General features: G+C 74.0%; 19 protein-coding genes and 1 pseudogene. 10 read left to right on the top strand and 10 right to left on the bottom strand.

All coding sequences use genetic code 11. The features are described from left to right. The first annotated feature begins 15 nt into the window (after positions 1–15). A complete protein-coding gene (locus AQJ64_RS10595) occupies positions 16–639 on the top strand; it encodes a TetR/AcrR family transcriptional regulator (RefSeq protein ID WP_055635469.1) in 624 nt (207 codons plus the stop codon). On the opposite strand, the gene AQJ64_RS10590 is transcribed toward AQJ64_RS10595, so the two are convergent. Together AQJ64_RS10590 and AQJ64_RS10585 are read right to left on the bottom strand one after the other, a co-directional pair. Further along, positions 605–1516 carry a pyridoxamine 5'-phosphate oxidase family protein gene (locus AQJ64_RS10590; RefSeq protein ID WP_055635470.1) on the bottom strand — a complete coding sequence of 304 codons (912 nt, stop codon included), beginning with the start codon at positions 1514–1516 and terminating at the stop codon, positions 605–607. The genes AQJ64_RS10595 and AQJ64_RS10590 overlap by 35 nt on opposite strands. 4 nt (positions 1517–1520) lie before the next feature. Next, a complete protein-coding gene (locus AQJ64_RS10585; RefSeq protein WP_055635471.1) occupies positions 1521–2213 on the bottom strand; it encodes a hemerythrin domain-containing protein in 693 nt (230 codons plus the stop codon). Positions 2214–2360: 147 nt separating this feature from the next. Between AQJ64_RS10585 and AQJ64_RS10580 the strand changes: the two genes are divergently transcribed. From AQJ64_RS10580 to AQJ64_RS10560, 5 genes are all read left to right on the top strand, one after another. Continuing rightward, complete coding sequence (locus AQJ64_RS10580) at positions 2361–6014, top strand: ATP-binding protein (RefSeq protein WP_059202618.1); 3654 nt, start codon at positions 2361–2363, stop codon at positions 6012–6014. 53 nt (positions 6015–6067) lie between these two features. After that, positions 6068–6826, top strand: coding sequence for an IclR family transcriptional regulator (locus AQJ64_RS10575; protein WP_055638809.1), 759 nt, complete (start codon positions 6068–6070; stop codon positions 6824–6826). Between the two features lie 107 nt (positions 6827–6933). Continuing rightward, the gene (locus AQJ64_RS10570; RefSeq protein WP_211286473.1) at positions 6934–8082 is read left to right on the top strand and encodes a PP2C family protein-serine/threonine phosphatase; all 1149 of its coding nucleotides are present in this window, start codon (positions 6934–6936) and stop codon (positions 8080–8082) included. A 54-nt stretch (positions 8083–8136) separates the two neighbouring features. Then, positions 8137–8916: a LamG domain-containing protein gene (locus tag AQJ64_RS10565; protein ID WP_059202580.1), complete on the top strand. Its 780-nt coding sequence runs from the start codon at positions 8137–8139 to the stop codon at positions 8914–8916. Further along, positions 8913–10280 carry an alpha/beta hydrolase gene (locus tag AQJ64_RS10560; protein WP_055638822.1) on the top strand — a complete coding sequence of 456 codons (1368 nt, stop codon included), beginning with the start codon at positions 8913–8915 and terminating at the stop codon, positions 10278–10280. The genes AQJ64_RS10565 and AQJ64_RS10560 overlap by 4 nt, the downstream gene beginning before the upstream one ends. A gap of 24 nt (positions 10281–10304) precedes the next feature. Here AQJ64_RS10560 and AQJ64_RS10555 read toward each other — a convergent pair whose 3' ends face one another. After that, positions 10305–10661: a helix-turn-helix domain-containing protein gene (locus AQJ64_RS10555; protein ID WP_420876588.1), complete on the bottom strand. Its 357-nt coding sequence runs from the start codon at positions 10659–10661 to the stop codon at positions 10305–10307. A 10-nt stretch (positions 10662–10671) separates the two neighbouring features. Between AQJ64_RS10555 and AQJ64_RS10550 the strand changes: the two are divergent. After that, positions 10672–10965, top strand: a pseudogene (locus tag AQJ64_RS10550) (dioxygenase family protein); the annotation flags it as partial. A gap of 159 nt (positions 10966–11124) precedes the next feature. Here AQJ64_RS10550 and AQJ64_RS10545 read toward each other — a convergent pair. The 3 genes from AQJ64_RS10545 to AQJ64_RS10535 form a co-directional block, all read right to left on the bottom strand. Then, entirely contained in the window at positions 11125–11718 is a 594-nt protein-coding gene (locus AQJ64_RS10545; RefSeq protein WP_055638819.1) for a thiamine pyrophosphate-dependent enzyme, read from the bottom strand. Then, the gene (locus AQJ64_RS10540; protein ID WP_059202579.1) at positions 11718–12257 is read right to left on the bottom strand and encodes a thiamine pyrophosphate-binding protein; all 540 of its coding nucleotides are present in this window, start codon (positions 12255–12257) and stop codon (positions 11718–11720) included. Before AQJ64_RS10540 ends, AQJ64_RS10545 begins: the two co-directional genes overlap by 1 nt. Before the next feature lie 62 nt (positions 12258–12319). Further along, complete coding sequence (locus AQJ64_RS10535) at positions 12320–13255, bottom strand: LysR family transcriptional regulator (protein WP_055636830.1); 936 nt, start codon at positions 13253–13255, stop codon at positions 12320–12322. A gap of 113 nt (positions 13256–13368) precedes the next feature. On the opposite strand from AQJ64_RS10535, the gene AQJ64_RS10530 reads away from it, so the two are divergent. Beyond that, complete coding sequence (locus AQJ64_RS10530) at positions 13369–14553, top strand: CaiB/BaiF CoA transferase family protein (protein WP_055636829.1); 1185 nt, start codon at positions 13369–13371, stop codon at positions 14551–14553. After that, positions 14550–15716 carry an acyl-CoA dehydrogenase family protein gene (locus AQJ64_RS10525; RefSeq protein WP_055636828.1) on the top strand — a complete coding sequence of 389 codons (1167 nt, stop codon included), beginning with the start codon at positions 14550–14552 and terminating at the stop codon, positions 15714–15716. Before AQJ64_RS10530 ends, AQJ64_RS10525 begins: the two co-directional genes overlap by 4 nt. 25 nt (positions 15717–15741) lie before the next feature. Here AQJ64_RS10525 and AQJ64_RS10520 read toward each other — a convergent pair whose 3' ends face one another. The 4 genes from AQJ64_RS10520 to AQJ64_RS10505 form a co-directional block, all read right to left on the bottom strand. After that, on the bottom strand, positions 15742–16461 hold the full coding sequence (locus AQJ64_RS10520; protein WP_055636827.1) for a gamma-glutamyl-gamma-aminobutyrate hydrolase family protein: 720 nt from the start codon (positions 16459–16461) through the stop codon (positions 15742–15744). Continuing rightward, positions 16458–17948, bottom strand: coding sequence for an aldehyde dehydrogenase (locus tag AQJ64_RS10515; protein WP_055636826.1), 1491 nt, complete (start codon positions 17946–17948; stop codon positions 16458–16460). The genes AQJ64_RS10520 and AQJ64_RS10515 overlap by 4 nt, the downstream gene beginning before the upstream one ends. Further along, the gene (locus tag AQJ64_RS10510; RefSeq protein ID WP_079061572.1) at positions 17948–19504 is read right to left on the bottom strand and encodes an APC family permease; all 1557 of its coding nucleotides are present in this window, start codon (positions 19502–19504) and stop codon (positions 17948–17950) included. The genes AQJ64_RS10515 and AQJ64_RS10510 overlap by 1 nt, the downstream gene beginning before the upstream one ends. A gap of 179 nt (positions 19505–19683) precedes the next feature. Beyond that, positions 19684–20310, bottom strand: a complete 627-nt coding sequence (locus AQJ64_RS10505) for a TetR/AcrR family transcriptional regulator (RefSeq protein WP_055636825.1) — start codon at positions 20308–20310, stop codon at positions 19684–19686. A 330-nt stretch (positions 20311–20640) separates the two neighbouring features. On the opposite strand from AQJ64_RS10505, the gene AQJ64_RS51695 reads away from it, so the two are divergent. Further along, positions 20641–23163, top strand: coding sequence for a protein kinase domain-containing protein (locus AQJ64_RS51695; protein ID WP_055636824.1), 2523 nt, complete (start codon positions 20641–20643; stop codon positions 23161–23163). Positions 23164–23180: the final 17 nt, after the last annotated feature.

Here is a 23180-nt window from a genome sequence, read left to right as displayed (position 1 = left end):
CAACGGGGGACAGGCATGGCACGGATGCCGTCGGCGCAGCGGCGCAGGCAGCTGACGGAGGCGGCCATCAGGGCGATGGCCCGGGACGGCGTCCCGAAGACGACCACCCGGTCCATCGCCGCCGAGGCCGGTGTCTCCCTGAGCGTCTTCCACTACTGCTTCGACTCCAAGCAGGCCCTCGTCGAGTCCGTCATCACGACGCTCACCGCCCACTCGGTGAGCGTCGTGAAGGAGGCGCTCCTGCCCAGGGCCACCCTCGGGGAGACGGTCCGGGCCGGGTTCCAGGCGTACTGGGACCACGTCCGCGCCCACCCCGAGGAGCACATGCTGACCTACGAACTCACCCAGTACGCCCTGCGCGAGCCCGGCTTCGCGCACCTGGCACGCCGGCAGTACGAGCTCTACGAGGAGGCCTACGCCGAGCTCATCGGGGAGCTGTGCCGGGGCATGGACCTCGAACTCGGCGTCCCCGTCCCGGTCCTGGCCCGCTATCTGGCCGCGACGACCGACGGGCTGACCCTCAACTACCTGGTCCTCGGTGACGCGGCCGCCGGTACGGACGTCCTCGACATGGTCACCGCCCATGTCGCCGGGATGGTGCGGGTCAGCGGGCCTCGGCCTGCGCCGCCAGCGCCCTGAACTCCGCCCACTGCACCGGCGGTCGCGCCAGCCCGCGCCGCTCCAGATAGCGGGCGGTGGCCCGCCTGGTGTGGCGGAGGACTTTGAACGCGTCGGTGGGCCGCCCCGAACCCATCGGCTCCACCACCCGCTCCGGCACCAGCAGCCAGGACGCCCCGGCCCTCCTCAACTCGCCCCGCACCAAGGCGTTCCGCATGTTGTTGATCTTCTCGTCGTGCCGGTGCACGAGCAGCGAGGCCGGGCCGGGGGCGGCGGCGCAGTCGGCGGGGACCGTGAAGGCGAAGCCGCCGTCCGCCGGGACGGGGCGGGTCCGGGCCAGCACCGGCGCTCCGGAGGCGTCCCGCGCGGCCAGTACCGCGCTCGCGTGGCGGGCGAGCCGGTCGGCACCCGGCAGATCGCTGGGCACCGGCGGGGCGACCGGCGGCACGAACGGCTCCCGTACGAGCACCTGTTCCGGCGTGACCGTGATCAGCAGCCGCAGGTAGTACCAGGCCATCATCCGGCGCAGCGGGAGCGAGACGTACGCCCTGCTGTGCGGCTGCCGTTCGAAGAGCATCCGCCAGTAGTCCTCGGCGCCCTGCGGACCCGTCCTGATCTCGTCCGGGCACTCGGCCCGGCCCCCGACGAACACCTCCGGGGCGGAGCCGAGACCGCTGCCGGTCGGGTCGGAGAAGAGCAGCGCCACCCGGCCGTCGCGGCGGATGTTCAGCGCCTTCTGAGCGAACGCCAGGGACGTGGACAGCAGCAGCGTCCCGTCCGGGCGCCGCCGGACCGCCGTCGGCCAGACCAGCGGCGTGCCGTCCTTGGCGAGCGTGACGAACTCGCAGGTGCGGTAGGCGTCCAGGACGTCGAGCGGGGCGGAGTCGAGTACGGCCATGTCCCTACCGTCCTTCCAGCGGACCGCGGATCGCGCGGACGGCGGCGGCGTACTGGCGTCTGCCGACCGCCGCCCACAGCAGCCGGCCGAGCAGTGGGGCCTTGCCGAGGAAGAACCGCCGCTCCTGCGGCGTCGCCTCCTCCAGCAGCGCGCCGAGAGCGATGAACAGCTTGTTCCTCGGTATGCGCTCCAGACCGCGCGTGCCGACCAGATCCCACTCGGCCACGGACAGATGCTCCGCGACCAGCGGGAGCACCAGCCTCTCCTCGTCGTCGAGGTGTTCCAGCAGCACGATCCGGTGCGCGTCCAGCGCCAGGGCGAGTTCCTCACCCGCGATACGGTCCGCCGCCCGCTCCCAGACGGGCGCCCACGCGCCGACCGCCTCCAGGCTGCTGTCGATGCGCCGGTGCTGCTCCTCCATCCGGTCGACGAGTGCGCGGTCCCGCGCGATGCGGGCGTGCAGCAGCGGCCAGACCAGTTCGTCCTCCAGCGCGTGATGGTGGTGCAGGCCGTCCACGTACTCGCGCAGATGCCCGGCGACCTGCTCCGCACGGGCCGTGCCGCCGTCCGGCACCGCCCGCACCAGCCGGGGCAGCAGCGCCGACTCGCGGCGGAAGACACGGTGGACCACGACCATCTCGTGGGTGTACGGCCGCTCGGCCGGGGGAAGTTCGTCAGTCGTACTGCTGGGGGACACGCTCTGAGGCTCCAACGCTCGGGTACCGGCAACGGTCTCCCAGGGTCCCGCCGCCGCTTGGTGTCTGCTTGGCGTCCGCTTGGCGCGTTTATCGTCTGTTGACGGGATCGAGGGGCGGCTCGGGTAGATTCCCGCGGCGTGCTGCGTATTCGAGTCCTGGGTTCGCTGGGTGCCGAGGTCGGGGGCACACCGGTCGGGCTGGGCGCGCCCCGGCAACGGGCCGTGCTGGCGCTGCTGACGGCGGCCCGGGGCAGCGTCGTACCGGTGGACCGCATGACCGACGCCCTGTGGCGCGGCGAACCGCCCGCCAAGGCCACCGTGTCCCTGCACACCTACGTCTCCCACCTGCGCCGCACCCTGGAGCCCGGCCGGCCGCCCCGCACCCCGGCGACCGTCCTCGTCACCGCCCCGCCCGGCTACGCCCTGCGGCTGCCCCAGGACGCCGTGGACGCCTGGCGCTTCGAGGCGTCGGTGCGCCGGGCCCGCCGGGCGCCGGCCGAGGAGGCCCGCGCCCTGCTCGCCGAGGCCCTCGGCTGGTGGCAGGGGCCCGCCTACGCCGAGCACGCGGACGAGAGCTGGGCCGCGTCGGAGGTCGCGCGACTGACGGAACTGCGCACCGAGGCCCGGGAACTCGCCGCCGCGGCCGACCTGCGTACCGGCCGCGCCCCCGAGACGGTCCCGGCGGCCGAAGTCCTCGTCCGCGAGAACCCGTTGCGCGAGGAGGGCTGGCGGCTGCTCGCCCTCGCCCACTGGGCCCTGGGCCGGCAGGCCGACGCCCTCGCCACCCTGCGCCGTGCGTCCCACGTCCTCCGCGAGGAACTGGGCTGCGACCCGGGCCCGGCCCTCACCGCACTGGAACGGGCCGTACTCGCCCAGCGGTTGGAGCTGCTGCACGACTCCGCACCGCCACCGAGGACCCCGCCCGCGCCTACCCCGCCTGTGTCCGCCCCGCCCGTGTCCGTGCCGCCCGCGCCCGCCCCGCCCGCGCCTACCCCGCCTGTGTCCGCCCCGCCCGTGTCCGTGCCGCCCGCGCCCGCCCCGCCCGCGCCTACCCCGCCTGTGTCCGCCCCGCCCGCGCCTACCCCGCCTGTGTCCGCCCCGCCCGTGTCCGTGCCGCCCGTGGCCACCCCGCCCGCGCCCGCCCCGCCCGTGCCCGTGCCGTCCGCGACAGCACCGGCGGCCGGTGTGCCGCTGCTGCCCGCCCTCGGGGGTGTCGGCGAGGGCGTACCCGCCGCCGCACACCCGGCCGCGCACCCCGCCGACCCCCGCCCCGGGAGCGCCCCCTTCGTCGGCCGTGCCGGGGAGCTGCGCGCCCTGGAGGCCGCCGCGGGGAGTGCCCGGTACGGGGGAGGGGTGGTGCTGGTGAGCGGGGAGGCCGGGGCCGGGAAGTCGGCGTTGCTGGAGCGGTTCGTCCGCGGGCTGCGGGCCGACGGATGGGCGGTGGTCGTCGGGCGGTGCCCCGAGTACGAGGGCGCGCCGCCCGCCTGGGCCTGGGTGGAGGCGCTGGGCGCGCTGGCCCGGGACCTGCCCCCGGCCCGGCCCGCCGAACTCGACGTGCTGCTGCGGGAGCCGGCGCGCACCGCCGCCGCGACCCGCGACGAGGCGACCGCCGGACGCTTCCGTATGCACCGGGCGTTCGCCGCCTGGCTGCGGGCCGCCGCCGGCGCCGCCCCGCTCGCCGTCGTCCTGGAGGACCTGCACCGCGCGGACGGCGAGACCCTCGCCCTGCTCGAAGCCGCCGCCGCGGTCACCGGCGTCCCCCTGCTCACCGTCGCCAGCTACCGCCCCGCCGAGGTGGGCGAGCACCTGGTCAAGACCCTCGCCCAGCTCGCCCCCGGCGCCCCGCACCGGGTCGTGCTGCGCGGGCTGCCCCCGGCGGACGTCGCCACCGTGGTCCACGCCGTCTGCGGCGAACCCGTCGAGGCGAGGACCGTGGCCGCCCTCGCCGAGCGCACCGGCGGCAACCCCTTCTACGTCCTGGAGAGCGCCCGGCTGCTCGCCGGCGAGGGCGCCCTGGTCGCCGTGTCGGAGGTGCCGCAGGGCGTCCGGGACGTGTTGCGCCGACGGCTGGCCCTGCTGCCCGAGGGCGCCCGCGCCGCCGTACGGCTCACCGCGGCCGTCGGGCTGGAGGCCGAGGTGGCGCTGCTCCTCGACGTGGCCGGCGCCGACGAGGACGCGGTGCTGGAGGGGCTCGACGCCGCCCTCGCCGCCGACCTGCTCACCGAGCCGGGACCCGGCCGGGTGCGGTTCGTGCACGCCCTGGTCCGCGACACCGTCTACACCGACCTGTCCGGGGTCCGGCGCGCCCGGCTGCACGGCCGGATCGCCCGCGTCCTGCGCCACCACCGCCCCGACGACCTCGCCGCCCTCGCCCACCACTTCGCCCGCTCCGGCAGCCCCGCCGACGCGCCCCTCGCCGTCGACTACGCCCTGCGCGCCGCCGAGGTCGCCGAGCGGCGCTACGCCCACGACATCGCCGTGGACCTGCTCCAGCAGGCGATCGACGTGCACACCACCGCCGTACGCGACCCGCACGGGCGGCTCGAACGCACCGTCGCACTGCTGGTGCGGCTGCTCGGGGCGCAGATCCGGGCCGGTTCCACGGACGCGGCCCGGCGCACCCGGCAGCGGGCCGTCGAGCTGGCCGAGCAGGCCGACCGGGGTGACCTGGTCGCGGCGGTCTACGGCGCCTGGACCGAGCCCTCCGGGTGGCGCAGCAGACTGGAGGGCCCCTACGACCGCACCTCGCTGGCCCGCCTGGAGCGGCTCGCGGCCGATCCCGGCCTGGACGACGCGACCCGTGGCCGCGTGCTGCACGTCCTCGTCGACGCGGTGGCCGCCGAGGACGCGCCACGGGCCCTGGACGCGGCCCGCACCCAGCTCCGGCTCGCCCGCGAGGGAGGCGACCCCCGGCTCCTCGCCGCCGCGCTGATGACCTCCGCCCGGCTGCTGCCGAACGAGGTCCAGGGCACCGCCCGCGGCCCGCTCGTCGCCGAGCTGCGCGAGCTGGCCCGCGCCCATGACCTGCCCGCCTACCGCTGGATCTGCGAGCATCTCGACGGCATGACCGCCGCCGCCCGCAACGATCCCGAGACGGTCCGCCGCCGCACCGCCGACGGGCTGGCCCTCGCCCACCGCTACGGAATGCTCTGGGCGCAGGGCCTGGGTGCCGCGGCCTCGGCCATGCTGGCGAACGTCGCCGGTCGCTTCGACGCCGCCGAGGCCGGATACGCCGAGGCCGACGGCCTGCTCCAGCGGGTCGGCGCGCACCACGCCACGGGACTGCGCACGCTCGGCCTGATCACCGTCCGGTTCGCACAGGGCCGGCTCACCGAGGTCGAACGGATGATCCGCTCGGTGTACGACGTCGCGGGCCCCTCGGTGGGGGTCCTGCTCGCCCTGGCCCTGACCCGCCTCGGCAGACCCGACGAGGCGAGCGAGGTGCGCTTCCCGGCGCAACCGGTGGCCGACCACCTCTACGGCATCGAGCTCGACTTCCGCTCCCAGCTCGCCGTCCTGCGGGCCGACCACACCACCGCGGCCGCGCTGATCGAGCGGATGCGGCCCTTCCGGGAACAGCTCGCGGGCGCGGCCGGAACGGCGTACGCGAGCCGTCCCGTCGCCCATGCCCTGGGCGATCTCCACCGGCTGCTCGGCGAGGACCGGTCGGCCGCCGAGCACTACGCCCTGGCCGCCCGTACCGCAGAGGCCTGGCGCTCCCCGCACCTCACCGCGGACGCCCACCGGGCGGCGGCCGCCCTGGAGGCGGCCCGCGCCGCACGGCCCACCGTCGTGCCGTAGGGGCGCGGGGCGCACGCCTTGCCTGCCGCCCGCGCCCGGCGCACGCTGGTCCTATGGCTGGGCAGGACGGCCCCACGCTCATCACGTCCGTGCAGCGGGCCTTCCGGCTGCTGGAGGCGGTGAGCGCGCACGAGAACGGCGCGCCGGCGAAACAGCTGGCGCGGGAGACGGGGCTGCCCCTGGCCACCGCCTACCATCTGCTGCGCACGCTGGTCCACGACGGATACGTGCGCAAACTGCAGGACGGCGGCTTCGTCCTGGGCGACAAGCTGCGCACGCTGCACGCCTCGGGCCGGGGCCAGGCCCTGCTCAGCCGGGTCCGGCCCACCCTCGCCGCCCTGCGGGACGAGCTCGCGACCGCCGCCTACCTCACCTTCTACGAGGAGGGCGAGATCCGCGTCGCCGAGATCGTGGACGGCCCCCGGACACCCCGCGTCGACCTCTGGGTGGGCTTCGAGGACGCCGGACACGCGACGGCGCTGGGCAAGTCCGTGCTGCGGGAGATGGACGAGGAGGCCCGCAAGGACTACCTCTCCCGCCACCACCTCGCCGACCTCACCCCGAGGACCATCACCAGCCCCCCGGAGCTGCTGCGGCAGCTCGACGCCTCACCCGTGGCCCCGGCGGTCACGGACCTGGAGGAGTACGCGCTCGGCACGGTCTGTGTCGCCGTCCCCGTCTACAGCGGCGACATCCTCGGCTCGCTCGGCGTGTCCCTGCCGGCCGACCGGCTGCCGAGGCTCCAGGAGATCCGGGACCGGCTGATCCCGACGGCGAACCGGGTGACCAGGGGACTGTCGCTCACTATCTGAAATCCCGCACCTTGTGGCACCGGAGTCGAACCCGTTTTCCTATACCAAACGGACATTCCGGGGCACGGACCCCGACGCCGACTACAGACGAGGACTGCGGACGCGACATGAACCTGGCCCGACACCGTGGCGCCGACCGCGGGCCGACGCACCTGTTCAGGCATGTGGTGGCGGGACCCGTCCTGCCCGTGCTGATCGTTCTCGGCGTGATCCTGGTCGACCTCGTCGGCGGTGCCGGGACGTCCTGGCTGCCCCTGCTCGCGGCCGGCCCCGCGCTGGCCGCCACCACCAACGGCCCGCGCGGTGTCCTGTACGTCGGTCTGCTCGCCGGCGTGCTCGGCGCGGTGCTCGGCATCCGGGACGCCGTCCCGGCCCGGGAACTCGCCGCAGTCCTGTCCGCCCTCGGGGCCGTCACCCTGGCGAGCGGGCTGGCCAGCGCCCTGCGGGGGCGCCGGGAGCGTGTCCTCGCGGCCGTCCGCTCGGTCGCGGAGGCCGCCCAGCACGCGTTGCTGCTGCCCGTGCCGGAGATCGTCGGCCCCTTCCAGGTGGCCGTCCGCTACAGCGCGGCCGCCGCCGAGGCCCGGATCGGCGGGGACCTCTACGCCCTGGTCCCCACGCCGTACGGGGTCCGGCTGCTCGTCGGCGACGTGCGCGGCAAGGGACTGCCGGCCGTCGGGACGGCCGCGCTGGTGCTCGGCGTCTTCCGTGAGGCCGCCCACGACGAACCCGACCTCCTGGCCGTCGTCGACCGCATCGAGCGGAGCCTCGCGCGCAATCTCGGCCCCGACGACTTCGTGACCGCCGTGGTCGCCGGCCACCCGCGCGACGGCGAACTGGAAGTGGTGAACTGCGGACACGCCCCGCCGCTGCTGGTCGGTGCCGCCGGGACCGTCACCCCGGTCGAGCCCACGCGCCCCGCACCGCCCCTGGGCCTGCGCGCCCTCGCCGGCGAGACCCCCGCCCTCCAGGTGCTCCCCTTCGGTGACGGCGACCAACTGCTGCTCTACACCGACGGGGTGACCGAGGCCCGCGACCACGGGCGGGAGTTCTATCCGCTCGTCGAGGGACTGGGCCGCCATGTCACCGACGAGCCCGCCCGCACCCTGGACGCCCTCCAGGACGAGCTGCTCGCGCACGTGGGCGGCCGGCTGCACGACGACGCGGCGCTGCTGCTCATTCGCAAACCGGCCGCCGACGTTCCGGTCGTTCCCCAACCGGCGTGCGGGGGGCTGGTGTTGGGTGACCAGCCGGTGTGACCAGTGAGGGTCCCTGCTGAGTGACCGCTGTGACGGGTGTTGCAGACTGGGCGCATGATACGCATGAGGAAGTTCGCAGCCGCGCTGTTAGCCGCTTCGGCCGTGCTGCTCGCGACACCCCCCACCGCCTCGGCCACCCCCACCCCCCACCGCCCCCTGTTCCGGGAGACGTTCGACCGCCTCCCCCTCGGTCCGGTCACCGCAGGCCACGGCTGGACCTCCGACACCTCCCACGGCTCGCTGACCGTCGAGCCCAGCGCCACCGGACACGGCCGTGAACTGCGGCTGCACACCGAGGGCAACGGCCGCGCCTTCCTGGTCCTGGACGACCTCGCCCCCGCCGGCAACAGCTTCTGGGCCCGACTGCGGCTGCGCGTGGACGCCTTCCCCACCGCCCCCGACTGGGCCCACTGGACCCTCGCGGAAGCCTCCGGCTCCGACGCCCCCACCCTCGTACGCCCCCTCGGCGGTCAGTACGTCCCCACCGAGAAGGCCAATTTCTGGGGTGTCGGCTCCGACCTCGGACCGACCGGGGACTGGACCGCCTGGCGGACCTCCGCCCCGGCCACCGCCGGCCGGTGGAGTTGCGTGGAGTTCCATCTGGACGCCACCGACAACCGCGTCACCGTCTACCTGGACGGCGTCGAGCGGCCCGAGCTGACCGTCTCGACCGAGGAGCACGGCGGCACGGCCGACGACTTCGTCTTCCCCGCCTTCGACCGGCTCAAGCTGGGCTGGCAGCTCTACCAGGCCGACCCCACGCCCACGTCGTACGACCTCCGCATGGACGACGTGGCGCTGAGCACCCGGCGTGTGGGCGGGTGCGCCGCATGAGCCGGGGCATCTCGCGCAGGGCGCTGCTCGGCGGGGTGGCCGGCGGGCTCGCCCTGGCACCGACGGTGGCCGGACCGGCCACCGCGAGGCCGTACGCCGCACCGGGCGTCCGGGAGCCGTACGTCCCGTTCGCCGTCGGCGCCGGGGGCGGGCCGGCCGGGACGGACCGGGTGCGGGTGCTGAAGGTCGGTGCCGACTCCGCGCCCACGGTGCTGGTCATGGTCCCGGGCATGTTCGGCGCCGCGAACGACTTCCGGCTGCTCGCCCGCGATCTCGTCGCCGCCGTGCCCGGTGTCCAGGTGTGGGCGTTCGACCGGCGCGAGGAGAACCTGGCCGACCGCTCCGGGTTCGCGGGCCCGGACCCGGTCGCGTACTACCTGGACGGCCACTACCGCGCGCAGGACCCCGCCGCCTCCGCCTTCGCCGCGCACTGGGGCCTGGCCCGCACCCTGGAGGACCTGGACACCGTCGTCCGGGCTGCCTCCTGCGGCGGCCGGCGCCGGGTGGTGCTCGGCGGTCACTCCTGGGGCGCGACGACGGCGATGGCGTACGCGGCCTGGGACTTCGACGGCCGGCCCGGGCACCGGGGCCTCGCGGGCCTGGTGCTGGTCGACGGCGGGGTGCGCGGCGCGTTCGACGGCACGGGGGCGCCCGTGTCCGACTCGCCCGACGAGGTGCGGGAGCGGCTCGCGGCGATCGACGGCGGCGCCGTCTTCGACCTGACCCTCAGCGGGGTCGGACTGGGCGCCCGCGCCGAGTCCACCCAGATCTGGTACCAGCTCGCCGGCTGGTACGCGCACCACGACCCCGACGGCCGCTCGGTCCTGCAACCCCGGATGCCCGAGGCCCTGCGCCCCTCGGTGCCGGTCACCAACGCCGCCCTGCTGGGCGCCCTGGTGGACGCCGGATTCGGCTGGCCGAACGACATCAGTGTGCACTCCGGCCATCTCTCCGGGAGCGGCGAGGTGCGCGGCTGGGCCGACGAGGGCATCACCCCGCTCGCCCGGGTCGCGGAGGCCTACGCGGGCGGGCCCGCACCGGCCGTGTGGGAGTGGTACTGGCCGGCCCGGCTGTCGGTGGACCTCGACGTCACCGACGCCTACGCCGACACCGGCCTGGCCCGCTCGCTCGGACTGCGGCTGCGGCACGGCACGGGTCTGGACACCCCGCTGTACGCCTTCGAGACGAGCTACGCCCGCGGCACGATCGTGTCGTCCGCCCGCCGGGTGGTCGCCGACTCCCGTATCCCGTACGCCGCCTACGCGACCGACGAAGGGATGAACCACCTCGATCCGCTGTTCGCCGCAGAGCCGCACAACACGCTCACCCGCACCCTCACGCCGTTCCTCGCCGGACTCGGCTGAGCGGCTGCGCCGGGCACCTGCACCTCAGACCCGGTAGCCCCGCAGCTTCCGGTACAGCGTGGCGCGGGCGATGCCCAGGGCCGCCGCCGTCCGGGCCCTGTTGCCGCCGTGCGCGTGCAGGGCCTCCAGGATGGCGGCGCGCTCGGCGTGCTCCGTCGGACTGAGCGGCCGGGACGCCGGACCCTCCCGTACGGGGTCCGGCAGCTCGGCCCGCCGGACCGGCCCGGTCGCCCGCCGGTGCTCGGCCAACGCCCGCACCAGATGGGCGAGTTCGGTGACGTTCCCGGCCCACGGGTGCCGTTCCAGGGCGCGCAGGGCGTCCAGGGTCCAGGTCAGCGGGGGCTGCCCCGGCGCGGGCCGGGGCGCCAGGGCGGTGACCAACTCCCGGATGTCCTCGGACGGCACCCCGCTGCCCGGCGCGGTCCTCGACGTCTGGCAGGCGAACCCCGAGGGCCACTACGACGTCCAGCAGCCCGGAGTCCAGCCGGCCGGCAGTGGGCGCGGACTGTTCACGGCGGACGAGGAGGGCCGCTTCTGGTTCCGCACCTGTGTGCCGAGCCCCTACCCGATTCCCACCGACGGCCCGGTGGGCGAGCTGCTGAAGGCCACCGGACGCCACCCCTGCCGTCCGGCCCACATCCTCTTCATCGCCTCCGCCGAGGGACACACCCCGGTCACCACCCACGCCCGCTTCGACCTCGTGCGGAACCCGGCCCGGTCATGAAGGAGTTCACCTACGAGGCCCAGCCGGCGCGTCCTCGTCCGTGACCGGCCCGGGACGCCAGGACTCCACATGGGAGGCGAGGGACATGCGAGATGCCTTTCCTTGTGGAAGGCCGGCCGCTCAGAAGGTGGGCAGGCCGAGTGCGGCGCGGAAGGCGTTCTTGTTGGCGACCCCGTCACGGGGCGGCAGGGCGCGCGGCGGTTCGTCGGTGGTGATGAGGACCTGGGCGTATGTCGTCCCGGAGCGCGCCGCGACCCGGCCGGCGAGGTCCCCGGCCTGCGCGGGGTCGGTGATCCGTACGGCGTCCCGGATGCCGAAGCCGCGCGCCACGGCGACCAGGTCGGTGCCCAGACCGGTGTGGCTGGGCTGCATCCCGGTCTCGCCGAAGTGGGCGTTGTCGAGGACCACGAGCGTGAGGTTCGGCGGCAGCCGGGCGCCGATGGTGGCGAGGGTGCCGATGCCCATGAGGTGCTCGCCGTCCCCGGTGACCGCCACGACCGGGCGGTCGGGCCGGGCGAGGGCGAGTCCGAGGGCGAGCGGGGCGGCGGCGCCCATCGCGCCCCACAGATAGAAGGTGCCGGGCCGGTCCCCGGCGGCGAACACGTCGTAGCTCGGGGAGCCGAGACCGGTGACGACGAGGGTGTCCTCGGGCAGCCGGCCGACCAGGTCGGCGACGAAACGGCGGCGGTCGAGCCGCGGCAGGGCGGTGGTCATCAGTCGCGCTCCCACTTCTTGCGGCCGATCAGCTTCTGTCCGAGCAGCACGGCGACCCGCCCGCCCGCCCCGAACACCGCGTCCAGCGCCGCCTCGACGGTCTCCGCGACCTCCTCGGGGCGGTCGGCCCGCAGCACGGTGACGCCCATCAGCTCCAGCGCCTGCCGGGTGGTGCGGCCCATGGGGCCCTGCCACGGGTTGAACTCCGCGTACTCGCCGCGCATGGTCACCAGCGTCAGGAAGGGGAACCGGCACATCGCCGGCAGGGAGAGCATGTTGACGCAGTTGCCGACACCGCTGCTCTGCATCAGCAGTACGGCTCGCTGTCCGCCCAGCCAGGCCCCGGCGGTCACGGCGACCCCCTCCTCCTCGGTGGTCAGCACCACGTCGTGGATCGCCGGGTCGCGCCGGGCCTCGCGGAGGGTGTGGGAGTGGCCGGCGTCGGGGACGTAGGCGATCTGCCGGACGTCGTACTTCTTCAGCGCGGTGAAGACGTCCTCCTGCCAGGAGGGCGGTGCGGGGGCGTGGGTCTGGCTCATGCCATTCATCATGGATGGTGATGGCAAGGCTTGAACAATAGAAAAATGTGATCCATCCATGCTCAGCCCGCATGGGCCGGCCGGGCGGACGGCCAGCTGCCGCGTCCGACCGCCTCCTCGATCTGCCGGACCAGCTCACCGGCGACGACCTGGACCGCGGGCGGGGTCCGGCCCGCCCGGGGAGTGGCGAGCACGATCGAGCGCCACACCTCGGGCTCGCACAGCGGCGCGGCGCTCAGGGTGCCGTGCGCCACGTCCTCGGCGATGCCGACACCCGGCAGCACGGTCCAGCCGTGCCCGGCGAGGACCAGCTGTTTCTGCACCCGCAGGGAATTGGTCTGCACGGCCACGTCCATGGCGGCCCCCGCCCGTCCCGCCGCGCCGTCGATCAGCGCCCGCAGCGCGTGACCGGACGCGGGCATGACCAGCGGACGGGCCGCGACCTCGGCGAACGGCACCGGACGGTCGGCCCGCAGCCCGGCCGCCGGGGGAGCGACCGCCCACAGGCGTTCCCGTACCAGCGGACGGGCGTTGAGCGAGGGCGTGCTGTCCAGGTTGTAGAGCAGCGTCAGATCCAGGTCGCCGTCGTCCAGCCAGCGCTGGAGATGCCCGGAGTAGCCCGTCATCAGCCGCAGTTCGACGCCCGGATGCTCCTGGGCCAGCGCCGACACCAGGGGCTCGGCGAGCAGGTCCGCCGTGCTCTCCAGCAGACCGGCGGTGACGATCCCGGTCACCGCGCCCGGCGCGGGCTGCACCTCGGCGCGGGCCCGCTCCAGCTCGTGCAGCGCCCGCCGGGCGCGCTCCACCATCACCGTCCCGGCCTCGGTGGGCCGCATGCCCTGGCGGGTCCGCTCGAAGAGCGTGACACCCAGCTCCTCCTCCAGGGTGCGGATCTGCCGGGTCACGGCCGGCTGCACCAGATGCAGCAGCTCGGCGGCCCGGGTGACACTGCCCACCTCGGCGACCGTGACAAGCGCCTTGAGCTGTTTGAGGTCCATCGTTCTCCCGTCATCCCCACCCGGCATGGTGCCATCAGGAACTACTATTTCACCGCACCTGCCATGACCGCTCATGATGTCGAAAGCGCCGAAGAAGCCCCGGAGGTCAGCGCATGACCGAGCCGTCCGAAGTCCCGCTGCCGCTCGCCGGCATCACCGTCGTCAGTGTCGAACAGGCGGTCGCCGCCCCTTACGCCACCCGTCAGCTGGCCGACCTCGGTGCCCGTGTGATCAAGGTGGAGCGCCCCGGAGGCGGTGACTTCGCCCGCCGCTACGACACGACCGTGCACGGTGAGTCCAGCTATTTCGTGTGGCTCAACCGCTCCAAGGAATCCCTCACCCTCGACCTCAAGACGGAGGACGGCCGGGACGTGCTGGAGCGGCTCCTGGCCCGGGCCGACGTGTTCGTGCAGAACCTGGCCCCGGGGGCGGCCGCGCGGATGGGCCTCGGGGCGGAGGCGCTGCGCGCGCGCTTCCCCGCACTGATCCCGTGCTCCATCACGGGCTACGGCTCCGACGGCCCCTGGGCCGACCGCAAGGCCTACGACCTGCTGGTGCAGTGCCAGACCGGCCTGGTCTCGCTCACCGGAGGCCCCGCGGAACCCGCCCGGGTGGGCATCTCCATCGCCGACATCGCCGCCGGCATGTACGCCTACTCGGGCATCCTCACCGCCCTGTTCACCCGGGCCACCACCGGTGTCGCCCGGGCCGTCGAGGTCTCGCTGTTCGAGGCGCTCGCCGAGTGGATGGGCCAGCCCGCCCACTACACCCGCTTCGGCGGCACCCAGCCCCCGCGCGTCGGCACCCAGCACGCCACCATCGCCCCCTACGGCGCCTACACGGCCGCCGACGGCAAGGACGTCCTGTTCTCCATCCAGAACGAACGCGAATGGGCCGCCCTGTGCGAGCGGTTCCTCGGGGACCCCGGCCTCACCGACGACCCCCGTTTCGCCACCGGTCCGGCCCGGGTCGCCCACCGCGACGAACTGAACGCGATCGTCGCGGAGCGGTTCGCCGCGTCGGACAGCCGCGAGGTGCGGGACCTGCTGGACGCGGCGGGCATCGCCAACGCCGGCGTCAACGACGTCCACGACTTCCTCGCCCACCCCGTGCTCGCCGACCGGGACCGCTGGCGGCAGGTGACGCTCCCCGGCGGAGCCGAGGTCCCCTCCCTCGTTCCGCCCGTGGACCTGGCCGGGGTGGTCCCCCGGATGGACGCGGTCCCGGCCGAGGGCGAGCACACCGACGCCATCCTGGCCGAACTCGGCCTCCCACCGGCAAGGAGCAGCACCGCATGAGCACCCTGGACATCCTGTCCGAGGAGGAGCGGTTCGTCGTCCGCACCGTCCGCGACTTCGTGGACCGGGACGTCAAACCGGTCGTCCGGGAGCTGGAGCACACGGACACCTACCCCGAGGCCCTCATCGAGGGCATGAAACACCTCGGTGTCTTCGGTCTAGCCGTCCCCGAGGAGTACGGCGGCACGCCGGTCTCCGTGCCCTGTTATGTGCTGGTCACCGAGGAGTTGGCGCGCGGCTGGATGAGCCTGGCCGGTGCGATGGGCGGCCACACGGTGGTCGCCAAGCTGCTGCTGCACTTCGGCACCGAGGAGCAGCGGCGGCGGTATCTGCCGAGGATGGCCACCGGCGAGCTGCGGGCGACGATGGCGCTGACCGAGCCCGGGGGCGGCTCGGACCTCCAGGCGATGACCACCGTCGCCCGCCGGGACGCGGACGGTTACGTGGTCAACGGGGCGAAGACCTGGATCACCAACTCCCGGCGCTCCGGCCTGATCGCCCTGCTCTGCAAGACCGACCCCGCCGCCGCCCCCGCCCACCGGGGCATCTCCATCCTGCTCGCCGAGCACGGCCCGGGCCTGACCGTCTCCCGTGATCTGCCCAAGCTGGGCTACAAGGGTGTGGAGAGCTGCGAGCTGTCCTTCGAGGACTACCGGGCCCCGGCCGACGCCCTGCTCGGCGGCGTGGAGGGCAAGGGGTTCGCACAGATGATGAAGGGCCTGGAGACCGGCCGTCTCCAGGTCGCCGCCCGCGCCCTGGGCGTCGGCCGGGCGGCGCTGGAGGACGCGCTCGCCTACGCCCAGGAACGCGAGTCGTTCGGCAAGCCGATCTGGCGCCACCAGTCGATCGGCAACTACCTGGCCGACATGGCCACTTCCCTGACCGCCGCCCGTCAGCTCACCCTGTACGCGGCCCGGGAGGCGGAGGCCGGCCGCCGGGTCGACATGGAGGCCGGCATGGCCAAGCTGTTCGCCTCCGAGACGGCCCTGCAGATCGCCCTCAACGCCGTCCGTATCCACGGGGGTTACGGCTACTCGACCGAGTTCGACGTCGAACGCTACTTCCGTGACGCCCCGTTGATGATCGTCGGTGAGGGCACCAACGAGATCCAGCGCAACGTCATCGCGGGCCAGCTGGTGAAACGCGGGGGGCTCGACACCTGACCGGTCGTCTCGGGTGCCGGGCCTGTCACCGGGATGTCGCGGAGGCCCGCACCAGGGCGTCGAAGAGGCCCTGTTGGGCCGGGTCCTCGTGGGCGGTGTCCTCGGGGTGCCACTGCACGGCCGTGAACCACCCCGGGGCGCCCGGGAGTTCGAGGCCCTCCACGGTGCCGTCGGCGGCCCGCGCCGTGACCGTGAGTCCCGTGCCGGTGCGGTCCACCCGCTGGTGGTGATAGCAGGACACCTCGGCCTTCTCCGTGCCGAGCGCCCGTTCCAGCAGGGAGCCGCGCCGGACCGGCACCGGGTGCACGAGGTGCCGGTGCTCGCGCTCGGGGCCGCCCATGTCCTGTTCCAGGGTGCCGCCGAGGGCGACGTTCACGACCTGGAGGCCGCGGCAGATCGCCAGCAGCGGCAGGCCCAGGCCGAGGGCGTGCCGGGCGAGCGCGAGGTCGAAGGCGTCCTGGGTGTCGTCGACGTCGTAGACGCTGGTGTGGGTGTCGCTGGCGCCGTAACGGTGCGGGGCGAGGTCGCCGCCGCCGGGGAGCAGCACGCCGTCGAAGCGGGTGAGCCGTCCGGGCAGCTCCCCGGCGGCGGGGTGGACGGTCGCCGGTTCGCCGCCGGCCCGCCAGACGGCCTCGATCAGGGCGCGGGCGTTGACCTCCGCGGCGTACCGCAGTGCGGAGGTCGTCGCGGAGAAGCGGGCCGGGACGGCGATCAGCGGGCGCGTGGGGTTGCTCGTACGGCTCACAGCTGGATCCAGGTGGTCTTCAGTTCGGTGTACTTCTCGATCGCGTGGACGGACTTGTCACGGCCGTTGCCGGACTGCTTCATGCCCCCGAAGGGGACCGTCAGATCGCCCTCCTCGTAGCAGTTGACCCAGACCGTGCCGGCCCTGAGCGCGCGGGACACCCGGTGGGCGGTGGACAGGTCGGAGGTCCACAGGCCGGCGGCGAGGCCGTACTCGGTGGCGTTGGCCAGCCGGACCGCCTCGTCCAGGTCGTCGAAGGCGAGGACCGACAGGACCGGCCCGAAGATCTCCTCCCGGGCCAGCCGCGTCCCGGGGTCGACCCGGTCGAAGACGGTGGGCCGCAGGAAGCTGCCGCCGGTCCCGGCGAGGGTCCGGCCGCCGCCGGTGCGCAGCCGCGCGCCCTCGTCGAGGCCGGTGCCGATGTGGCCGAGGACGCGCTCCAGATGGGCCTCGCCGACCAGGGCGCCCATCTCGGTCGCCGGGTCCAGGGGATCGCCGACCCGTAGCTCCCCGGCCCGGGCCACGATCGCCTCGGTGACGCGTTCGGCTACGGAGGAGTGCACCAGCAGCCGGGACGGGGCGGTGCACATCTCGCCCTGGTTGAAGAAGATGCCCCAGGCGGCGGTGGCGGCGGCCTTCTCCAGGTCGGGGGCGTCGGGCAGGACGATGTTCGGCGACTTGCCGCCCAGCTCCAGCCAGACCCGCTTGAGGTTGGAGTCGGCGGCGTACCGCAGGAAGTGCCGGCCGACGGCGGTGGAGCCGGTGAAGGCCAGCACGTCCACATCGGGGTGCAGGCCGATCGCCCGGCCGGCCACCGGCCCGTCGCCGGTCACCACGTTCAGCACGCCCGGCGGCAGTCCCGCCTCGGTGGCGATCCGGCCGAGCAGCAGTGCCGACAGCGGTGAGTTCTCGGACGGTTTCAGGACGACGGTGCAGCCCGCGGCCAGTGCCGGGGCGACCTTCCAGCTCGCCAGGGTCAGCGGGAAGTTCCACGGCACCACGGCGCCCACGACCCCGGCCGGCTCCCGGGTGACCAGGGCCAGGGCGTCCGGCGCCGTGTGGGGCGACTCGTCGGTGAGCTTGTCGGCGAGCTGCCCGTACCAGCGGAACGTGCTGATCGCGGCCCGCAGTTCGATGCCGTACGCGTCACTGATCGGTTTGCCCATCTCCAGGCTGATGGTCAGCGCCAGCTCGGTGCGGTGTGCTTCGAGGAGGTCGGCGACGCGCAGCAGGATCCGGCCGCGGTCGGCGGGCGCCAGGCGCGGCCAGGGGCCGGAGTCGAAGGCGCGGCGGGCGGCGGCCACGGCCAGGTCCACCTCGGCCTGCCGGGCGTCCGCGACCTCGGCCAGGACCTGTCCGTCGCGGGGCGAGACGACGGGGAACGTGGACCCGCCGCCCGGCTCCTCCCGCCCGTCGACGTGGTGCAGGGTGGGAGGAGCCAGGTCCTTGGCACGACGCAGCAGGTCGTCGTGGGCGAGGGCCGCCATCAGTGGTTCTCCTCCTGGTCGCCGGAACCGATGGCGCCGGAGTCGATGCCACGGGAGTCGATGCCGCCGGGATCGATGGCGCCGGAACCGATCACGGGCGCGGTCGCCGCGACGGCCGGCCGCCGGGTCAGCCGGGCCACGATCAGCCCCAGGACGAGCACGGCCGGGACGGTGAGCTGGAGCCAGAGGGCGGTGGCCGAGTCGCCGCCGATGAGCGTGGTGAAGTTCTGCACGATCAGCCAGATGGTCCCGGCGATGCCGAGCGTGCCCAGCAGCGGGGCGACCACCGTGTTCCAGATCCGGGTGTCGGCCCTCGATCGGCGGAAGAAGACGACCACGGAGACGGAGGTCAGGAAGTACAGCAGCATGGCGGCCAGCACGGCGACCCCGCTGAACCAGGAGAAGAGCGTCAGCACCGGGTCCTTGCCGAGGACCGCGAACGGCATCACCAGCGCCACCGCGATCACCGTCTGGACGATACCGGCCGCCCAGGGGGAGTGGCGCCGGTTGAGCGCGGTGAGCCGGTGCGGCAGCAGACCCTCGCGGCCCAGCGAGAACAGATAGCGGTTGGCGGAGTTGTGGAAGGCGAGGATGCCCGCGAACAGCGAGGTAGCCAGCAGGACGGGCAGGACGTCGCCCACCCAGGACCCGAACTGGGCGGTGATGGGGGCGAAGACGAAGGAGGTGGCGTCACCGGAGGCCAGTGCCTTGCCCGCCTCGTCGGTGACCCGGGACGCGCCGTGCGCGGAGACCAGCATCCACGAGGTGAAGGCGAAGAAGCCGGTGACCACGGCGACCGAGAGATAGGTGGCGCGCGGGACGGTCTTCTTCGGCTCCCGCGCCTCCTCGCCGTAGATGGCGGTGGCCTCGAAACCGAACATCGACGCCACGGCGAACATCAGCGCCACGCCGGGTGCGCCCTGGAGCGCGGCGTGCGGGGAGAAGCTGTCGCCGAGGCCGAGCCCCTCGGGGCCGCCGCCCTTGAACAGGGTGACGAGCGCGAAGACGATCAGGATGCTGAACTCCGCGAGGACGAACACGGTGAGCACCTTGGCGCCCATCTCGATGCCGGAGGCGCCGAGGAACTGGACGATCACCATGGTGACCAGCGTCCACACCCACCAGTCGACGCGCACGCCGGCGTAGTGGTCGACCAGAGCGCTCACCGTGGCGCCGTAGAGCCCGTACATGGCGGCCTGGACGGCGCAGTAGGCGAAGAGGGCGACACCGGCGCTGCCGGAGCCGGTCGAGCGGCCGAGGCCCTTGCCGATGTAGGTGTAGAAGGCCCCGGCGTCCACGACATGGCGGCCCATGGCGACGAAACCGATGGAGAAGAGCAGGACCACGGCACCGGCCGCGACATACGCGGCGGGGGCGCCGGCCCCGTTGCCGATGGCGATGGCGATGGGGACCGCGCCGGCGATACCGGTCAGCGGTGCCTGGGCGGAAAGGACGAAGAAGAGGATGCCCAGGACGCCGAGCGAGTCGGGCTTGAGCCTGCCTGTGGTGGAGGAATCGTGCGCTGAGTGCGGGGCGACCGCCGTCTGACTGTCCACTCGGATCACCTGTCGGGGGACGGGGAGGGATGGGAGTTCGTTTTAGGTCAAACGAGTTGCCTCATGGTGGGCGGGAACTATCCGTTTGGCAAGGGGGTGCGGCGGGTTTTCTGGCCGTACGACGCGCGAAAGCCCCGGACGTCGCACGTCCGGGGCTGGGGAAAGAGCAGGTCGGAAGGTTACGGCAGGGCGTCGCCGGGGGTGTCGCCGTCCGCGTCGAGCAGCCGCAGCAGGGAGCGCAGCTCCTCCACGGCGGAGTCCGTGACCTCGGGCTCGCCGAATATCAGCTGGTGCAGGACCAGTCCGTCGAGCGCGGCGAAGACCAGCCGGGTCAGCGCCCGGTCCGCGCCGGCCGGCAGCATCCGGCCCAGCTCGCGCCGGGTGGCGTCGAAGTACTGGTCGTAGAGCGCGCGGAGCTGGGGCAGCAGCTCCGGCCTGCGGCGCGACTCCAGCAGCAGCTCGTACTGGAACGCCTGGGTGTCCGGGTCCGCCGTGACCATCTCCGACAGGCCGGTCGAGAAGTCCGCGACCCTGCCCGTGCCCGGTTCGAGGGAGCTGGTGCTCAGCGAGGTGCGGATCGTGTGGGCGAGGGCCTCCTCGATCAGCGCGTCGCGCGAGCCGAAGTGGTGGACGACGAGGCCGTGGGTGACGCCGGCCTCCTCCGCGACGGCCCGGTAGGTGAGTCTGCGCAGTCCGCCCCGTGCCACCACGCGTACGGCGGCGTTCAGCAGGGCTTCGCGGCCCTCGCCGTACTGGAGCCGTTTGCGTGACGGCCGGCTCCCGGGACCCGCGGTGGAATCGGTCATGCGGCGACCCTATCGCGCGGTGTCGAGGTGACCTTCAACACATCGGACGTCTGTGCCGGAGCAAGTGGCTTCATTCTGCACTTGTTGCTCATCGCGCACTGTTCCCGCAGGGCGAGCACGTGTCACCCGACCTCTGACGTCGCGTCATATTGCTTTCGGGAAGCAGGAGACGGGACTCGCCCCGACCTTCGGGTAGGCCGCGGGCGGCGGAACCAAGCGCTCCGTCCGGCACTCCTGCCTTTAGTCTGGTGCCAGACCCCCCACAGGGCCTTCCACCGCAGCGTGGGCGGGACTCCCGCCCGCCATCCCCGAGAACAGGCGGCCGAGGGCATGAAATCACTGCGCCCAGAAGACCCCGAGCAGCTAGGGCCCTACCGCCTTCTGGCCCGGCTCGGTTCAGGCGGCATGGGCCGGGTCTATCTGGCGCGGTCCTCGGACGGCCGCACCGTCGCGGTCAAGGTCATCCGGCCCGAGATGGCCGAGGACAGGAACTTCCGCATCCGCTTCCGCCGTGAGGTGGCCGCCGCCGCCGCGGTCGGCGGTGTCTACACGGCACCGGTGGTGGACGCCGCGCCGGACGCCGAGACGCCCTGGCTCGCCACCGCCTACGTGGCCGGCCCCACCGTCGCCGAGGCCGTCGCCGAACACGGGCCGCTGCCGGTGGAGACGGTCCTCGCGCTGGGCGCCGGGATCGCCGAGGCGCTGATCGCGGTGCACGCCGAGGGGCTGGTGCACCGCGACCTCAAACCGTCCAACGTGCTGCTGGCCGCCGACGGCCCGCGCGTCATCGACTTCGGCATCGTCCGCGCCCGGGACGGCTATGAACTCACCGGCGACGGCTCCCTGTTCGGCTCGCTCGACTACATGTGCCCCGAGCAGGCCACCGGGGAGCAGATGGGCCCGGAGGGAGATGTCTTCTGCCTCGGCTCGGTGCTCGCGTTCGCCGCGTCCGGCCACCCGCCCTTCGGCGGGGCCGCCGGAGCCGCGATGCTCTACCAGGTGGTGCACGGCTCGGCCGATCTGACCCAGGTGCCCGAGCCGCTCGACAAGATCATCAGCCTCTGTCACGCCAAGGACCCGGCCCTGCGGATCGACCCCGACCGGCTCTCCGCCGCCTGCGCGCCCGGCGGCGCCGAACAGGTGCTGACCGAGGGGTGGCTGCCGGGACCGGTGGCCGACATGGTCGCCGCGCGCCGGGCGGCCGCGGCGCTCGCGGAGCGCCGGGCGGTCGCGACGGACCTCGCCCGTGCCACGGGCGCGTACGACGGCGCGCGGGCCGCGGAACCGGCCGCCTCCGCCGACGTGCCCGAGCCGGAGTCGTACCGGTCCGGCCGGCCCGGATCGGCCTATGCGACGGTCGGATGGTCGGCGTACGACACCGCCGTCGCCGGTGACCAGGACGGTGCGGGTGCCGGTGGCTGTCCCGCGGGGATTGGCGCGGCCGGGCCCTCCGGCGCGGGTGAGCCGGGCGACGGGGCCGACCGCGTGGACGGTGCCGGAGCCCTCGCCACCGAGCCGCGGGAGGCGCGGGAGGCGCGGCCCTACGGCCCCGGACGGCGACCGCAGCACGGACCCGGCCGGACCACGGCGTTCGACCCGGTGCGGACAGGGCCCGGGGAAGGGACGGACACCCCGGCGCCGGAACGTTCCGCCACCCCCACCCCGCACCGCGCCCGCACCCGCTCCCGGGTCTCCCGGCGCACCCTCCTCACCACGGCGGCGGCCGTCGGCACAGCCCTCATCGGGGGCGCGGCCGTCGTGTCCGCGCGAAGGAGGCCGGGCGGACCCGGGGTGCGCCCGGCCGGCCCGGCCCCCGAACCGACCTGGGTCTACCGGGGCGGCCCGCTGCTCCAGGCCCCGGCCGTGTTCCAGAACGGCACCGCCCTGCTCAAGACCCGCCCCGGCACCATGATCGGCCTCGACGTGACGAACGGCGCCCAGCCCACCTGGGCCTACCAGGGCATCAGCCTCTCGCCCACGCCCGTGCTGCTGACGTACGGCGCGGCGGTCGCGCTCGGCGGGACGGGGGCGACCCTGATCGGCGTCGACCCGGCCGGCGGCACCGAGAAGTTCACCCTCGACTTCGGCGAGGACTACCAGTTCGACCAACTGCTGGGCAGCTACGACGACTACTCCGTCTCGGTCCTCGGCGCCAGTCTGCACCGCCGGTCGGGGGAGCAGGGCGTGGCGACCTCCACCAGCACGGTCTTCGGCGTCGACCTCCGGACCCGCCAGGCCCTCGTCATCCCCATCGACCCCGAGGACGTCGGCGTACCCCTGCAACCCGTCATCACCTCCGACTACTTCGTCTACGCCGACGGACTGCGCAACGTCGCGGCCCGTGGCACCCGGGACGGCGGCACCCTGCGCTGGCGGCACCAGGTGGGCTACGACCTGCGGCCCGGACTGGCGGTGCTCGGCCGGACCGTGTTCGCCATCGGCTCCGAGTTCATCGCCCTGGACCTGGCCACCGGAAGGATCCGCTGGCAGGCCAAGGCGGAGCGCGGCATGTTCGCCTCCCTCGGGGCGGGCGGCAACACGGTCTACGCCACCGGCACCGATCCGCACGGCGTCCACGCCTTCAACGCGGCGAACGGCACCCGGCGCTGGTTCTGCGAGACACCCCGCCTCAACGTCGACACCCCGATCGCGGTCGGCGCGCACGCCGTCTACGTCCCGGCGTACGAGAACAAGGACGGCTTCTACGCCATCGACACCGCCTCCGGCCGGCTGCTGTGGAACTTCACCGACGGCCGCGAGACCGGCGTCAACGACTGGCAGCTCTCCTGCGACGGAGCCGGGCACCTCGTGGCCCAGCACTTCGACCGGGTCTACGGACTGCCCGTCACCTGAGGGGCGGGTAGGCTCCG

It is taken from the genome of Streptomyces griseoruber (assembly GCF_001514205.1).
Classification (GTDB): Bacteria; Actinomycetota; Actinomycetes; order Streptomycetales; family Streptomycetaceae; genus Streptomyces; species Streptomyces griseoruber.
The sequence above is the reverse complement of the archived record's forward strand: the minus strand, read 5'-3'. Positions and strand labels throughout refer to the sequence as shown.